This window comes from Chryseobacterium sp. HMWF035, from assembly GCF_003094695.1.
GTDB classification, from domain to species: Bacteria; Bacteroidota; Bacteroidia; order Flavobacteriales; family Weeksellaceae; genus Chryseobacterium; species Chryseobacterium gambrini.
Genome location: NZ_QEHP01000092.1, coordinates 1 through 15,707, shown reverse-complemented (window position 1 = coordinate 15,707; position 15,707 = coordinate 1). Strand labels below are relative to the sequence as shown.

14 protein-coding genes are annotated in these 15,707 nt (G+C 36.7%); 7 read left to right on the top strand and 7 right to left on the bottom strand.

Annotated elements, in window-relative coordinates; translation table 11 throughout:
- Nucleotides 1-118: 118 nt before the first annotated feature.
- Together DD829_RS13665 and DD829_RS13660 are read right to left on the bottom strand one after the other, a co-directional pair.
- Entirely contained in the window at nucleotides 119-616 is a 498-nt protein-coding gene (locus DD829_RS13665) for a DinB family protein (protein WP_116547845.1), read from the bottom strand.
- 35 nt (nucleotides 617-651) lie between these two features.
- The gene (locus DD829_RS13660) at nucleotides 652-1,791 is read right to left on the bottom strand and encodes an acyl-CoA dehydrogenase family protein (protein ID WP_076390246.1); all 1,140 of its coding nucleotides are present in this window, start codon (nucleotides 1,789-1,791) and stop codon (nucleotides 652-654) included.
- A 209-nt stretch (nucleotides 1,792-2,000) separates the two neighbouring features.
- Here DD829_RS13660 and DD829_RS24420 point away from each other — a divergent pair, with 209 nt between their 5' ends.
- From DD829_RS24420 to purF, 5 genes are all read left to right on the top strand, one after another.
- The gene (locus tag DD829_RS24420) at nucleotides 2,001-3,866 is read left to right on the top strand and encodes an endonuclease (RefSeq protein WP_116547844.1); all 1,866 of its coding nucleotides are present in this window, start codon (nucleotides 2,001-2,003) and stop codon (nucleotides 3,864-3,866) included.
- A gap of 127 nt (nucleotides 3,867-3,993) precedes the next feature.
- Entirely contained in the window at nucleotides 3,994-4,599 is a 606-nt protein-coding gene (locus DD829_RS13650; protein WP_076390244.1) for a SatD family protein, read from the top strand.
- A gap of 2 nt (nucleotides 4,600-4,601) precedes the next feature.
- Nucleotides 4,602-5,297, top strand: a complete 696-nt coding sequence (locus DD829_RS13645) for a DUF3307 domain-containing protein (RefSeq protein WP_108410785.1) — start codon at nucleotides 4,602-4,604, stop codon at nucleotides 5,295-5,297.
- Between the two features lie 30 nt (nucleotides 5,298-5,327).
- Nucleotides 5,328-6,047 (top strand): phosphoribosylaminoimidazolesuccinocarboxamide synthase, encoded by a 720-nt coding sequence (gene purC, locus DD829_RS13640; protein ID WP_076390242.1) that lies wholly within the window; start codon nucleotides 5,328-5,330, stop codon nucleotides 6,045-6,047.
- A 120-nt stretch (nucleotides 6,048-6,167) separates the two neighbouring features.
- The gene (gene purF, locus DD829_RS13635; protein ID WP_116547843.1) at nucleotides 6,168-7,667 is read left to right on the top strand and encodes an amidophosphoribosyltransferase; all 1,500 of its coding nucleotides are present in this window, start codon (nucleotides 6,168-6,170) and stop codon (nucleotides 7,665-7,667) included.
- Nucleotides 7,668-7,739: 72 nt separating this feature from the next.
- On the opposite strand, the gene DD829_RS13630 is transcribed toward purF, so the two are convergent.
- The 4 genes from DD829_RS13630 to aroB all read right to left on the bottom strand — a co-directional run bounded on the left by DD829_RS13630 (nucleotide 7,740) and on the right by aroB (nucleotide 11,404).
- Entirely contained in the window at nucleotides 7,740-8,318 is a 579-nt protein-coding gene (locus DD829_RS13630; RefSeq protein WP_076390240.1) for a porin family protein, read from the bottom strand.
- A 118-nt stretch (nucleotides 8,319-8,436) separates the two neighbouring features.
- Entirely contained in the window at nucleotides 8,437-9,153 is a 717-nt protein-coding gene (locus DD829_RS13625) for a porin family protein (protein WP_108410786.1), read from the bottom strand.
- 245 nt (nucleotides 9,154-9,398) lie between these two features.
- Nucleotides 9,399-10,082, bottom strand: a complete 684-nt coding sequence (locus tag DD829_RS13620) for a porin family protein (protein ID WP_108410787.1) — start codon at nucleotides 10,080-10,082, stop codon at nucleotides 9,399-9,401.
- Between the two features lie 269 nt (nucleotides 10,083-10,351).
- The gene (gene aroB, locus DD829_RS13615) at nucleotides 10,352-11,404 is read right to left on the bottom strand and encodes a 3-dehydroquinate synthase (RefSeq protein WP_116547842.1); all 1,053 of its coding nucleotides are present in this window, start codon (nucleotides 11,402-11,404) and stop codon (nucleotides 10,352-10,354) included.
- Nucleotides 11,405-11,699: 295 nt separating this feature from the next.
- Between aroB and DD829_RS13610 the strand changes: the two genes are divergently transcribed.
- On the top strand, nucleotides 11,700-12,656 hold the full coding sequence (locus DD829_RS13610) for a pseudouridine synthase (RefSeq protein ID WP_108411583.1): 957 nt from the start codon (nucleotides 11,700-11,702) through the stop codon (nucleotides 12,654-12,656).
- Between the two features lie 380 nt (nucleotides 12,657-13,036).
- Here the strand turns inward: DD829_RS13610 and pncA are convergent, their stop codons facing one another.
- Nucleotides 13,037-13,642, bottom strand: a complete 606-nt coding sequence (pncA, locus tag DD829_RS13605) for a bifunctional nicotinamidase/pyrazinamidase (protein WP_108410940.1) — start codon at nucleotides 13,640-13,642, stop codon at nucleotides 13,037-13,039.
- A gap of 314 nt (nucleotides 13,643-13,956) precedes the next feature.
- On the opposite strand from pncA, the gene DD829_RS13600 reads away from it, so the two are divergent.
- Nucleotides 13,957-15,099, top strand: a complete 1,143-nt coding sequence (locus DD829_RS13600; RefSeq protein WP_108410941.1) for a DEAD/DEAH box helicase — start codon at nucleotides 13,957-13,959, stop codon at nucleotides 15,097-15,099.
- Nucleotides 15,100-15,707 lie beyond the last annotated feature (608 nt).

Here is a 15,707-nt window from a genome sequence, read left to right as displayed (position 1 = left end):
TCGTTTAAATAATTATGCGATACATTAAATGTCAATATTTGGTGAATTTCTCAAAAAAAGAAAATAGCACCCGCAAAATACGGATGCTATTGAATTATTAATCGGATAATTCTAATTTTTAAAACTGATCATCTGCAGTCGGTCCGTACAGTCCCGGAATTTTATTTCCTGTAGATCTTAAATACACAACCAGTTCTCCGCGATGATGGTACAAATGATTATACAAAAACGAACGGATTACCTGTATTTTCGGCATTGGCGGAAAGATTGAATTTCCTCCCGTTTCCATTCTCCATTCGTTCATCATGGTGTTTTCGTCCCAACTTTCAATGGCTTTCTGGGCTTTCGCAACATTTTCTTCAAATTTGGCAACAATATTTTCCGCTTTGGAAATATCGCCTTTATCATATTGGTATGTCCCCATATCGAATACATCCTGATTGAATGTTCCTTCGTACCAGTTGTAAACTTCGGCTACGTGGGAAGCCAACTGGGCTGTTGTCCAGTTAATTTCAGACGGCTTGTAATCCAAAGCGCTGTCCGGAATTGCCTGTAAAAGTTTTCGGGTATTTTCTGCTTCATGCAAAAATTCACCTAATAATGCCTGTTTAATCATTTGTTGATGTTTTTTTGAAATAATTTAGTTAAAATTTATTTTGTAATATCTCTGCCGATAACCAGTCTCTGGATCTCGGAAGTTCCTTCTCCGATGGTGCAAAGTTTAGAATCTCTGTAGAATTTTTCTACCGGGAAATCTTTTGTATATCCGTATCCTCCGAAAATCTGTACTGCATTGTTTGAAATTCTTACGCAGGCTTCAGAAGCATATAATTTTGCCATTGCTCCTTCTTTTGTCATTTTTTGCTTAGCATTTTTCAACGTTGAAGCTCTTTGGATCAACAGTTCTGCTGCATCAATTTCTGTCGCCATATCCGCTAACATGAAGTTAACTGCCTGAAATTCTGAAATGGATTTTCCGAACTGCTGTCTTTCTTTAGCATATTTTAAAGCCGCTTTGTAAGCTCCTCTTGCTGTTCCTAAACTTAAAGCGGCGATAGAAATTCTTCCTCCGTCAAGGATTTTCATTGCCTGTTTGAAACCTTCACCTACCTCACCTAATCTGTGAGAATCCGGTACACGAACGTTATCAAAGATTAGTTCAGCGGTTTCAGAAGCTCTCATTCCCAGCTTATTTTCTTTTTTACCGGAAGAAAAACCAGGCATTCCTTTTTCTAAAACGAAAGCGGTAGAATTATTTTTAGCTCCTTTTTCTCCTGTTCTCGTCATTACAACAGCGATGTCTCCTGAAATAGCGTGGGTAATGAAGTTTTTAGCTCCGTTAATGATCCATTCGTCTCCATCCTTCACTGCAGTGGTAGACATTCCTCCTGAATCTGAACCTGTATTATGTTCTGTAAGTCCCCAAGCTCCGATTACTTTACCGGAAGCCAACTGAGGAAGCCATTTGTTTCTCTGCTCTTCGTTTCCGAATTCATAAATGTGGTTGGTACAAAGTGAATTGTGTGCTGCCACAGAAAGACCGATGGATGGGTCTACCTGCGAAATCTCGTCCAAAATCGTTACATATTCATGATAACCAAGACCTGAACCTCCGTACTGCTCCGGAATAACAATCCCCATGAAGCCCATTTCTCCTAACTCATGAAATAGATCTTTGGGAAAAGTCTGGCTTTCGTCCCACTCCATAATATTAGGTCTGATATTCTTTTCAGCAAATTCTCTTGCCGTTTCCGCTATCATTTTGATGTTGTCAATAGTCTCTGTATTCATATAGATATCTGTATTTATATAGATAATAGTTAGTTCCCAAAGATAATTAAATTGCCGTAACGCCCAAAAAAATTATTTAACCCATAAGATGATCGTTCCAAAAATCTAGTTTTCAATTTTTTATATTCTTAAAATTAATGATATTTTAATAAAATTTTCCGAACTTTAAGCAGATTAATTTACTATTTTAGCCACCCAATTTTTAAAGCATGAAAAAATTTCTACTGCCTATTATTATGATTTCATCCTATTTTGCAGCTCAGGCTCCTGCAGGATATTACGATGGAACCACAGGTTTGACGGGTTACGCCTTAAAGTCGAAGCTCCATGATATCATCTCGGCGAAAAATATAAACTGGCATTATGGTGATCTTACCAATTATTATAATCAGACAGATTTAGATAAATATTACGATTACGGACCAAGCAATACGACGATTCTGCTTGATATGTATTCTGAAATTCCTACCGGTCCGGATGCTTATGAATATACAACGGCAAATATTATCGGGAGTGCTTCGGCGGAAGGACAGGGCTGGAACCGTGAACATATGATGCCGCAGAGTACTTTTTACAGCAATTACCCGATGTATTCTGATCTGTTTTATGTGGTTCCTACGGATGCAAGAATTAATCAACTGAGAAGCAATTATCCTTACGGAATTGTAGGTTCTACGATTTATTATACGTTTACCAACAGTTCAAGAATAGGGAATTGTGCGATTCCGGGAATTACTTATACAGGAAGAGTGTATGAGCCAATTAATGAATTTAAAGGAGATGTTGCGAGAAGTCTGCTGTACTTTGCAGTACGGTATGAAGGCAAATTAGGAACGTTTAATTTTAATAATAACGCCAATCCGGCTTCCGATACCAATCCTTTGGACGGAACGGAAGAAAGGGCTTTTGATCCTGCTTATATCGCCATGCTGCTTCAGTGGCATCAGCAAGATCCTGTTTCTCAAAGGGAAATCGACAGAAATAATGCGGTTTATGGGATACAGAAAAACAGAAATCCTTTTATTGATAATCCTTCATGGGTAAATACGATATGGGGACAGACTCCCGATGCAGTGGCGCCGCAAACTCCCACAAATTTAACAGTAGCGCAAAACAGTGCTTATTTTACAACACTAAGCTGGACTCCAAGTACGAGTACAGATGTAATCGGGTATAAAATTTATCAGAACGGAACGTTGGTAGGCGCAACAAAGAACTCAACGTTCACGGCAGATCATCTTACGCCTTCTACAGCGTATACATTTACGGTGAAAGCTTATGACAACGGATACTTGCTTTCTCCGGACAGTAATACCGCTTCTGTTACTACTTTAGCTTCAGATGTTTATGCCAAAGATTTAATGGTAACAAAATATCTTGAAGGAACTTCGAATAATAAAGGCATTGAAATCACCAATAAAACAGGACACCCTGTAAATTTAAGCGACTACAGACTGTCCATTCAGTTTACCAGCGGAACAAATTATTATTTTGTGGATCCTTATGAGCTGGAAGGAACTGTTCAGAATAACGAAACTTTTGTGGTGTTGAATCCGGATGCCAATTTCTCCTGCTACACGATCAATCAGGCAAAGTTTGTAACGGCGGCTCCACAGATGACGTATTCCGGGAGTCAGTATCTCGAACTGAGGTACAAGTCTTCAACCGTTGATGCCATAGGCGTTTCGGGGACAAATAATTCTTCTGTTTTAGGGAATGTTTCTTTATACAGAAAATCAAATATCGCCCAACCGACAACGACGTTTAATATTTCAGAATGGGATTCTTACGCAAGTAATTACTGCCAGAGTTTAGGAACCTTGGCAACCGCAGAAGCGATTCTTGCCCAGAATAATGAATTTAAAATTTATCCGAATCCTGTAAACGATCATGTTTTCGTAAGTGGGAAAACGGAAAACATAAAATCAGCACAGATTTTAGATCTTTCAGGGAAAGTGATTTATACTGAACAATATCCATTTAAGAACAAAAAAGACATTTCTGTTCAAAATTTATCTACAGGTACATATTTATTGAAAATTGATGATAAAATCTATCAGTTTATCAAAAAATAAGCTATTCATTTTCTGAAAAGGGAAAATAAATATAAAATCGATATAAGCAGATTCACTAATAATCATTATCTATAAGTGTTTCTGCTTATATTTTTTATTTATAAGTAATAATGCTTATATTTGCAGAATGATAGCGGTCATTACCGGAGATATTATAAATTCGCAGCACGCGGAAACAGAGGTTTGGATCACCAAGCTTAAAAATCTTCTCGAACATTGGGGAAGCGCTCCCGGTACATGGGAAATCTACAGGGGAGACGAATTTCAGTTCAAATGTAAGATAGATGAAGTATTCTGGCGTTTTCTCGCCATAAAATCACTTATAAAAAGTCAGGAAAATTTAGACGTAAGAATTGCCATCGGTATTGGCGAAGAAAATTTTTCATCTGAAAAAATCACCGAATCCAACGGAACGGCTTATGTGCATTCCGGAAGACTTCTGAACGATCTGAAAAATGACGGACATACCGTTTCCATTAAAACATCCAATGATTCCGTAGACCGGGACCTTAATATTCTGCTGAAATGGTCTTCTAAGGATTTTGATTCCTGGACGGTTGCCAATGCAGAGATTATTCATGAGATGATTATGAATAAAGACATCACGCAGGAAGACCTTGCGAAAAAGTTTGCCATCTCGCAATCTTCTGTAAGCCAGAGACTGAAGCGTGCAAACTATGAACTGATCGTAGAAACCAATCAATATTTCAGAAAAAAAATATCCGAACTGTAAGCATGGTTTTTATTCAGCTCATATTGGCGCATTTATTTGGAGACTTTATTCTTCAGCCAAATTCATGGGTTGCAGAGAAGGAAAACAAAAAGCTGAAAAGCAGATATTTGTACCTTCATGTTCTCATCCACACCATTCTAAGTTTTATTTTTCTCTGGAATACTCAACTTTGGTGGGTCGCCCTTTTGGTGGGATTTTCCCATTTCATTATTGATGCTGCAAAACTGAGTTTTCAGACTGCAACATCTAAAAAAATCTGGTTTTTTATCGATCAGGCTTTACATATTGCCGTGATTGCAGGAGTTTCCTTTTATTTCAATGAATTTAATTTTGACTTTTTAAAAAATCAGGAAATTTTAAAAATCATCATGGCAGCTTTGTTTTTAACGACACCGGCTTCCATTTTTATCAAGATATTATTGTCTTCGTGGACTCCGGTTCCCGAAACACAGAATAACATACAAACCGAATCTTTATCGAGCGCCGGAAAATATATCGGGATTTTAGAACGTTTATTGGTTTTCACCTTTATTGTAGTTAATCATTGGGAAGGCGTAGGTTTTATGGTCGCTGCAAAATCTGTTTTCAGATTCAGTGATCTTGCTCAGGCAAAGCAGAGGAAATTAACCGAATACGTTCTCATCGGAACACTTCTGAGCTTTGGAATGGCAGTTTTAACAGGAATTTTAATTAAGTAATATAAATCTAATAAAAAGTAATTTTAGAAAATGGAAAAGAAAGAAATGTTGTACGAAGGTAAGGCAAAACAGGTTTTTGCAACCGATAATCCTAATGAAGTAGTGGTACGTTTCAAAGACGATGCTACAGCATTTAATGCTCAGAAAAGAGGATCTGTAGATCTTAAAGGAGAGATGAACAACGCGATCACGACTCTTATTTTTGAATATCTGAATGAAAAAGGGATTAAGACTCATTTCATTAAACAACTGAACGAAAGAGAGCAGTTGGTAAGAAAAGTATCCATCATACCTTTGGAAATGGTGGTAAGAAACTATTCGGCAGGAAGCATGGCTCAGAGACTGGGAGTGGAAGAAGGAATTAAATCTCCGGTTACCATCTTCGATATCTGCTACAAAAAAGACGAATTGGGAGATCCGCTAATTAACGATCACCACGCAGTATTCTTAGGAGCTGCAACGTATGAGGAGCTTGATGAAATGTACGAATTAACTTCAGACATCAACGAAATCTTAATCGATCTTTTCGATAAAATGAACATCATCTTAGTGGATTTCAAAATTGAATTAGGAAAAACTGCAGACGGCGAGATCATCCTTGCAGACGAAATTTCTCCGGATACCTGCAGACTTTGGGACAAAGATACGATGAAGAAGCTGGATAAGGACAGATTCAGAAGAGATCTTGGTGAAGTTACCGAAGCTTACGTTGAGATCTATAACAGACTGAAAACGGTACTTGCTAAATAATTACTAGGGCAGAAGCCAGAAGTTGGAAGCTGGAAGTTTATCTGAATACGTAACGTTTTTGTTGTGAACTTCAGACTTCGAGCTCCCGGCTTCCACCATCAAAATTTAGAAAAAATAGAAATGAAAAGTTTAGACATTCATAAAAGTGAATATTTAAAACAATTTGAAACCCAAACCTACGGAAGAAATCTCTTCAGAACACAGGAAGAAGAAAGATTAGACGCTCCGAACGAGGAGTGTGGAATCTTCGGAATGTATTCTGATAACGATCTGGATACGTTTTCTCTTTCACAGTTCGGTCTTTTTGCATTGCAGCACAGAGGTCAGGAAGCTTGTGGTATTTCTGTTCTTAAAAACGGAAAAATTACCAATATGAAAGATGAAGGTCTGGTTTTGGATGTTTATAAAGAGATCAACGATCCTGAAACTTTTATGGGAAATTCTGCGATCGGACATACGCGTTATACGACTGCAGGAGACAAAAAGAAATATAATTTTCAGCCGTTTTTCGCGAAAAATGAATACGACCAGATAATCCTTTCCATTGCACACAACGGTAACTTAACCAATGCCAAAGAACTGAAAACAGAACTGGAAGCGGAAGGGGTTGTGTTCAGAGCAACGTCCGATTCTGAGGTTATTTTAAGATTGATTCAGAAAAATCTTGATTTGGGACTTCGAGGAGCCATTAAAGCAACCATGGAGAAAATTGAAGGCGCTTATTCGGTTGTTGGGATGACGAGAAATAAATTCTTCGCATTCCGTGATTTCAACGGAATCCGTCCTTTGGTTTTGGGAGCAATTAATGAAAATTCTTACGTGGTAGCTTCAGAATCTGTGGCTTTAGATGCAGTAGGAGCACAGTATGTGCGTGATATTTTACCGGGAGAAATTATTTATACCAATGAAAACGAACCCGGAAAACTTCATTCTTACATGGTAGATGAAGAAAAAGGAAAGCAGAGAATCTGTTCTTTTGAATATATTTATTTTGCAAGACCCGATTCTACTTTAGAAAATATTAATGTGTACGAAATCAGGGAAAAATCTGGAGAAAAAATCTGGCATCAGGCTCCTGTGGAAGCAGATGTTGTGATTGGAGTTCCGGATTCCGGAGTTCCGGCTGCCATTGGTTTTTCTAAGGCTTCGGGAATTCCTTTCCGTCCGGTTTTAATTAAAAACAGATACATCGGAAGAAGTTTCATTGTACCGACTCAGGAAATGAGAGAAAGGGTAGTGAACCTGAAACTGAATCCGATTATTTCCGAGATTAAAGATAAAAGAGTCGTGATTATTGATGATTCCATTGTACGCGGAACCACTTCAAAAAGACTTGTTAAGATTCTTAAAGATGCAGGCGTGAAGGAAATTCATTTCAGAAGCGTTTCTCCGCCTATTATCGCTCCTTGTTATCTGGGAATCGATACTCCGTCGAAAGACGATCTGATTTCTGCTAATATGTCTACGGAAGAACTTAGAGATTACTTAGGAGTAGATTCTCTTGAATTCTTAAGCGTTGAAAATCTGAAAGAAATTTTAGGCTCTGCCAATCACTGTTTCGGGTGTTTCACGGAAGAATATCCTGTAGGAAAAGGAGAGGAGGTAGAATTATTCAATTAAAATATTTCCATCAAAAAGAAAATGTCAGACTTAAAAATTTAAGTCTGACATTTTTTATTCTGTTTAAACTGCTTAGAATTTATACGCTACACCAACCTGGAAAACGCCGTTTCTTACTGCGTCACCTGTATTGTTTTCTGCGATATCCGTAAGTCCTGCAACATATCTTGCCGTAATTCCGAATTTCTGCTCAAAATAATAACCAGCTCCAAGACCTAAACCAAGATCAAAACCTTTGAAAGCCTGATCTACATCTACAGAACCTCCGTCTCCTTTTAATTTCTGGCTGATTGCAAAACTGAATTGTGGACCAGCTTCAACATATAAATCCGGAAGAACATTGTACTGTACCATTACAGGAACTGAAATATAATCCAGATTAAGCTTTACAGAAGAATAGGTTTTGTCTTTAGCACCCATTCCGTTATACAAAACTTCCGGCTGTACGCTGAAAGAACTTGCTACAGGAATGTTTGCAAAGAAACCTCCGTAGAATCCTGCTTTTGCCTTAGAATCGTTGTCGTTAATAGAAGATACGTTAAGTCCCGCTTTTACTCCGAATTTTACCGGTGAAGCTGAAGCTGCTGCTTTTTCCTGTGCAAATGATAATGTACCTGCTGTAATCGCAAGTCCTAGAAAAATCTTTTTCATAGTTTATTAATTTTTATGAATGTTTATTATTAAAGTGTTGCAAATTTAATAAAAAGAAAAAGATCAGGCCTCATGATGAAACCTGATCTTTGTTATGAAATCAAAAATTGTTTTTTATTTAAAACTTATAGTTCAGTCCTAACTGGAATGCTCTGTTCGTATTTACGTTTTTCTGAGCATCGGTTACTGCATCAGAATTGTTGTAAATGTGGGTAAGACTGTTTACATATCTCGCATTAATGCCCAGATTACGGGTAAAATAATATCCAAGACCGACTCCAAAGCCCAGATTGAACTTTTTAATATCGTCTTTATTAATGCTTTCTGAAGCCGATAAAGTCTGTGTAGTGGTTGTTCCCGCAGTGGTTGTGGCGATAGTCTGTTCACCTTTGTTTTTACCGTCTACAAAATAACTTACTTCCGGACCTGCTTCTACGTAGAAATTGTCGGTAGGTTTCATCTGAAGCATAACCGGTACGGAAATGTAGTTCAGCGTAGTACTGTAATCCTGCTTTGTTCTTACCGTTGTAGTTCCTGTGGTAACTTCCGTATCAGAAAGTACACTTTTTGCACCCATCTGGTTGTATAAAACTTCCGGCTGTAATGCAAATTTTTCAGATAATGGTACATTTACGAAAACACCTGCATTAAATCCTATTTTCTGGTTTTTGGCTGTAAGTTCCTGTTCGCTGAATTGGGAAGCCGTTGCTGCTCCTTTAATACCAAATCTTACAGGCTCCTTCATTTTCATCGGCGGGGTTGCTGTTGTTTTTACTTCCTGTGCAAACACAAATGACCCTGCTGTTACAGCCATTGCTAGAAATAACTTTTTCATAATTTTACATTTAAATTTTACTACTTTTTTGTGTCCTGAAAATTTCTTTCAGGTACTTGTTACTTTGCAAAATGCTTGCCAAAAGGGGATTTTATGAAGTTTTAAATGTTAATAATTCACAATTTTTGGAGTGAATTATTATGTGTTAAATGGTATCGTATTATCCAATCAAAAGGTCAGGCTTCATGATGAAACCTGACCTTTTTATGTATTGAAATCAAAATTGTTTTTACTGAATCAGCTTATTAGAATTTGTAAGCTAACCCAACCTGGAATGTGTTGTTTCTTGTTGCATCAGAACCATTTGGTCTGTTTTTAGCAACGTCTGTTACACCTGCAACATATCTTGCAGTAATACCAAGGTTATCTGTGAAATAATATCCTGCTCCTAAACCGATACCGAAGTTAAATGTGTTTAGATTATCTTTATTGATATCATCTGTATAGCTTGCTGAAGAAGTTGTTGTTCCTGAACCATTGGTTACAGTAGTAGTTCTGTCTCCTTTATTTTTTGCGCTTACCAAGAATCCGAATTCCGGACCTGCTTCTACGTAAAAGTTTGGAACGAAGTTATACTGGAACATTACCGGTACAGCGATGTAATCTAAGTGAGTTGAAAAAGATTCAACATTTCTTGTTGTTGTACCTAATGCAGTAAATTCGTCTGTGCTTTTTACTTTAGCTCCGTACTGAGAATATAAAACCTCCGGCTGAACACTGAATGAACTTGCTAAAGGAATGTTTGCAAAAACACCTGCGTTAAATCCGATTTTAGATTTTTGATCTTCAAGACTTGCATCTTTAGAAAGAGAAGCTACGTTCATCCCACCTTTGATACCAAATCTTACCGGGCTTGAAGATGAACCCGTCGTCTGAGCGAATGCTAATGAACCAGCTGTAAGTGCTAATCCTAAAATTAACTTTTTCATAACTTTAATTTTTTAATTTTTACTATTTCTAATTTTAAATTTTACTACTGTCAATTTTTTCGTTTGACGGAGAGTATCTTTCAAATTGCTTGCCAAAAAACAGATTATGATAAATGTCATAGAAAAATCCGCCTGTAAAAACAAACGGATTTTATTTTAATATTTTGATTTTCAGAAATTTAATTTTTCAATTAAACATTTGTTTAGAAATAATCTAAATTCTGAATTATACTGAAAATAAGTTAGATTTTTATCAGAATTTTCAGAAATTAAAGAGAAACATCATTCAGTTTTCTGTAAAAATCTAAAGAAGCCGTGATGTTTTTCAGGCTGCACTGATGATCGAAATTACACGCCCCGATTCCGGTAATCAACGAGAAATTGATCTTGCTGTCCGTATTTTTTTTATCGTTCAGCAAAAGATCAAAAATAGCTTCGTCTTTAAAATCACTGATATCAAGGTAAGGATAATATTTTTGAATACTTTCGATAATAATCGTAGTGTCTTCTTCAGCAATTAAACCTTCAAGATAAGCAAGATGCGCTTCCGTAATCATTCCCATTGCAACAGCTTCGCCGTGAAGAATAGGATTTCCCTGGCTTAAACATAAACTTTCAACGGCATGACCGATCGTATGACCAAAATTCAGTGTTTTCCTGATGTTTTTTTCGTGAAAATCTTCCTGAACAACATTCTGTTTAATATCCATCGACGTCTGAATATGGGGAATTACGCCTTCAATATCCAGTTTATTAATTTGGGTGAGATTTTCCCAGTGAGATTTATCGGCAATTAATCCGTGTTTCAGCATTTCGGCAAATCCGCTTCTTAATTCTTTGAAGGGAAGGGTTTCAAGAAATTTAGGATAGACAAAGATTTTCTCAGGAAAAGTAAAAGTTCCCACCATATTTTTATAATGCATCAGATCGATCCCTGTTTTTCCCCCGATAGAAGCATCACACATCGATAAAAGCGTGGTCGGAATATTGATGAACTGTATTCCTCTTTTATAAGTAGACGCTACAAAACCTCCCATATCCGTAATAACACCGCCTCCGAGATTAATAACCAGAGCTTTTCGGTCTGCCTGCATTTCCGTAAGAATTTCCCAAAGCTGGTTTGCCGTCTGTATATTTTTCATTTCTTCACCGGCTTCAATCTCCAGAATTTCAAAGCCAAGATCTGTTTCCATATTTCCCAAAAGGATGGGAAGACAATATTCATGCGTATTTTCATCAACCAGAATAAAGATTTTGCTGAAAGATTTTTCGTGTAAGAAGTCGTTTAATTGAGAAAAATTATCGTTTAATATTGTTATCATTTTCAGATTTTCTGTAGGGTTAAATGTAAAACTATATTGCAAAGTTATGATTCTTAATTTTTAACTCGTTATTAAATATACTATCTTTGCAGAAATTTTTAGAATGAGCAGAGATAATAATAATTCAGAACGACCAAAGAGACCAAGAATTTCAACTAAGAAAAATTCTGATAATTCTCGTGCTTCCAGATCTGGAAATTCTTCAGAATCAAAACCTTTTAAAAAGTCTTTCCCGAAAGCAGGAGAGAGAAATTCAGACTCAAGAAAAAGTGGTGGCACCAGTTACCAGGACCGAATGGATAAGAAATTCGGAAAAACTGAAAAAGAGCCTTTCATAACCAGTTCAGGTGAAGAAAAAAAGTCTTTCGGCAAATCTGCCCCAAAAAGAGGAGGAAGCAGACCCAATACTTTTGATACGAGAGATAAATACGAAAGAGGAAGCCTGAAATACGGAAGAAGACCCGGAACAGAAAACAGAGAGGATAAAAATAAATCTTTTGTACAGAAAAGAAGACTGTCTAAAATTGAGAAGGATGTACATAAAGACACCATCCGTCTGAATAAATACATCGCCAATTCCGGAATCTGCAGCAGGAGAGAAGCCGATGAGCTGATTACGCAAGGTCTGGTGGAAGTAAACGGAAAAGTGGTAACGGAAATGGGATATCAGGTTCAGAAAACGGATAAAGTGGTTTTCGACGGACAGAATATTACACCTGAAAAGCCGGTTTACGTTCTTCTTAACAAACCAAAAGGATATATTTCTACCACAAAAGACGACAAAGCCAGAAAAACAGTAATGGATCTCGTAGCGAACGCTTCTCCGTACAGAGTTTTTCCGGTAGGAAGATTAGACCGTTCTACAACCGGAGTTATTCTTTTAACGAACGACGGCCACATGACGAAGAAATTAACACACCCGTCTTTTGATGCAAAAAAAATCTATCACGTTACGCTGGATAAAAAGCTTACACACGAAGACATGAAGCTTATTGCGGAAGGAATCCGTCTGGATGAAGGAGTTGCCGAAGTAGATCAGATTTCGTTCATCGAAGGAAAACCGAAAAATGAAGTGGGAATCGAAATCCACATTGGATGGAACCGTGTTATCAGAAGAATTTTCCAGAGATTAGGATATGAAGTGGAAGCCTTAGACCGAGTAATGTTTGCCGGATTAACGAAGAAAAATATCAAAAGAGGGCACTGGAGAATCCTTACAGAACAGGAAGTAAATAATCTTAAAATGCTTTAATTTTGAAGTAAATTTTAAGCTAAAAATAAAAAGACGCTGAATTTTTTTTTAGCGTCTTTTTTTTGCTTTAACATAAATGCCACAAATGGATTTACACGAATATCACAATGAACTTATTTTAACTTTTGTATCAATAAAATATTCTTGTTGGAAAGCGCAAAGACGCAAGATTTTTATTAGTTCTCCAATCTTTAAGACTCAAGAAAATCAAAGATTTTCAAGAAGGATTAATGCTTAATTTTATCGTAGATAAAATTTTTGCGCCTTAAGAAAAGACAGTATTAAAGAATATTTTGAGTCTTTGCGATAGTTATATTATTAAGTTTAATGTTGAATTGTACTATTTGTTAAAAAGCATCAGTGCAATTTGTGTTTAAAAACTATCCTAAAACCGTAACCCCTTTCTGGATCATATCATAAATGGCATCTCTTCCGTTATCCGGCTTTACATTTACGGCACGTGTTCCGTTGAAGTGAAGACAGGTTACATAACCATTGGCTACAGCATCGGTACAGGTATATTTTACGCAGTAATCCATAGCAAGACCTACGATTTCCACCAACTGGATGTCATGATATTTTAAAAAATCGTCCAGACCTGTCTTCATGAAATGATTATTGTCCTGAAAACCGCTGTAGCTGTCGATTTCTACATTTTTACCTTTCTGTACGATGTGGGTTACTTTGTCTCTGTTAAGATCTTTATGGAATTCTGCCCCGAAAGTTCCCTGAATACAGTGATCGGGCCACATAAACTGCGGAACCCCATTTAAAATAATGCTTTCGCCTACTTTTCTGCCATTATTGCTGGCAAAACTTTTATGATCTGCAGGATGCCAATCCTGGGTAAGTACTATCTGATCGTATTCGTTTTCTTCCATCAGAGCATTGATGTAAGGAATTACTTCATTGGCTCCCGGAACTGCCAAAGCTCCTCCTTCACAAAAATCATTCTGTACATCTACGATTATTAACGCTTTTTTCATATTTAAAATCTCGAAATTTTTGATAAATCTACGAATTCTTAGCTTCAAAAAATTATCCAAAACAGAATTATCGGACAAATCGGCATTTCGTTTAATAATTTTTTGACAGAGGTTTGATTTAATTTTTGGTAATCGCAAAGTTGCTACCTGTTTTTAACAGTTATGCCGTTTTTAGTTGCAAGAACATCAATAATTTTCAACTGATTTTTGCATTAATCCATTGTATTGAAGATAGCATCGTCTTTGCGATTAGCAACAAATTAAGAGTATAACTAAAATTCCAATAGCTTATCTTTGCACGAAATAAATTTTTTATGTCATTTGAGTCTTTAGGATTATCACACAATATTATTCGTTCGGTTAAAAAACTGGGGTATCTGAAACCTTTCCCCATTCAGGAGCAGGCTGTTCCTGTTATTTTGCAGGGAAAAGATCTGATGGGAATTGCACAGACCGGTTCGGGAAAGACGGCTTGTTTTGTGATGCCTATTTTAGAAAAACTACAAAACACGGAGGTTAAAAAAGACCGTAACGTTCAGGTTCTCATATTAGTTCCTACCCGTGAACTGGCGATTCAGATTGATGAGGTTTTCAGGGCTTTTACAGACAATTTAAAGCGTGAAGTTCGTACCATGGCAGTTTATGGCGGTGTTTCCATCAATCCGCAGATGAAAGGATTATTCGGGGTTGAAGTTCTCATCGCTACGCCCGGTCGTTTATTGGATCTGATCGATCATAACGCGTTGAGCATTTCCGGAATTCAGCATCTGGTGATTGATGAGGCGGATAAAATGTTTCAATTAGGCTTTGGTGAAGAAATGAATAAGCTTTTCGCAATGATGCCTGTTGCCAGACAGACAACTTTGTTTTCTGCCACTTTGAATGATAAAGTTTCTGAGATGAAAGAGCGTTTATCCATCAATCCGACGATTGTTGAGATCAAAAAAGAGGAAGTTGAAATAGACAATATCGAACAGTTGGCTTATCATGTGGCTCCGGAAAATAAAGGTCCGTTTTTACGCTATTTAATCAAAGAGAAAAAGGTGGAGAAAGCTTTGATTTTTGTCTCTTCAACAAGGGCAGCAGATAATCTGGTTGAAAAATTAAAGAAAAACAAAATAAAAGCGGTTGCCATTCACAGTCAGAAATCGCAGGGAGCGCGAAGAAATAATCTGGAAGAATTTAAATCGAACGGAGCTCAGATTTTGGTTGCTACAGACCTGATCGGTCGTGGAATCCACATAGAATTTTTGCCGTGCGTCATTAACTACGAATTGCCGCGTTCGCCTTTGGATTACATTCACAGAATCGGAAGAACAGGACGAGCTCATGAAAAAGGAACGGCTATTACTATTTTAACGGATGACGAATTACAGCATTTCCGCGTAATCCAAAAGAAAATGGGAAGGAAAGTGACTCTGCAGAGAACGGAGGATGTTAATCTGCATGGTTATTAATAAAATACAGGGCTTCAATTTTAAAATTGAGGCTTTTTTTATTTAAACACAAAAGCTAATGATAAAGCTAAGTTCATGAACAATAAAAAGTGCTCAAAAGTAAAAGATCAAAGATTTTTAAAAAATGTTGTGCTCTTTTCTTCTTACGCTTGTTAACTTTTAATAAAGCACCCAAATCTTTTGTCTTATTTGTCATTTTGAGCGCAACGAAGTGAAGCCGAAAGATCCCAAATCATAACGTTTTAAGAGATTGTTCATTGCATAATGCTGCGAAAAATTCCATTCAGAACGACATAGGGATTTTACTGCAAAAGATCGCATAAGAAGAAAATCAAAGATTTTCATTGGTAAATTCTTTTTCATATTCAATTTTCTTTAAATTTTAATAAATTTACAAAAACTAATATTCAAAAAAAATCTGAACAATAATTTCAGACACATCGGCATTTTATGAAAGAATTTACCATTGTTCGCGGATTGTTGGATAACCGGAAAAGATCATTAATTATTTTGAATATCCGTAATTTCACCTAAATTTAGTAAATTTGCGTATAGTCAATTGTTTAAGATGAATATATTTAGTTTTAGTGCTCATTTTGGGACAGAGG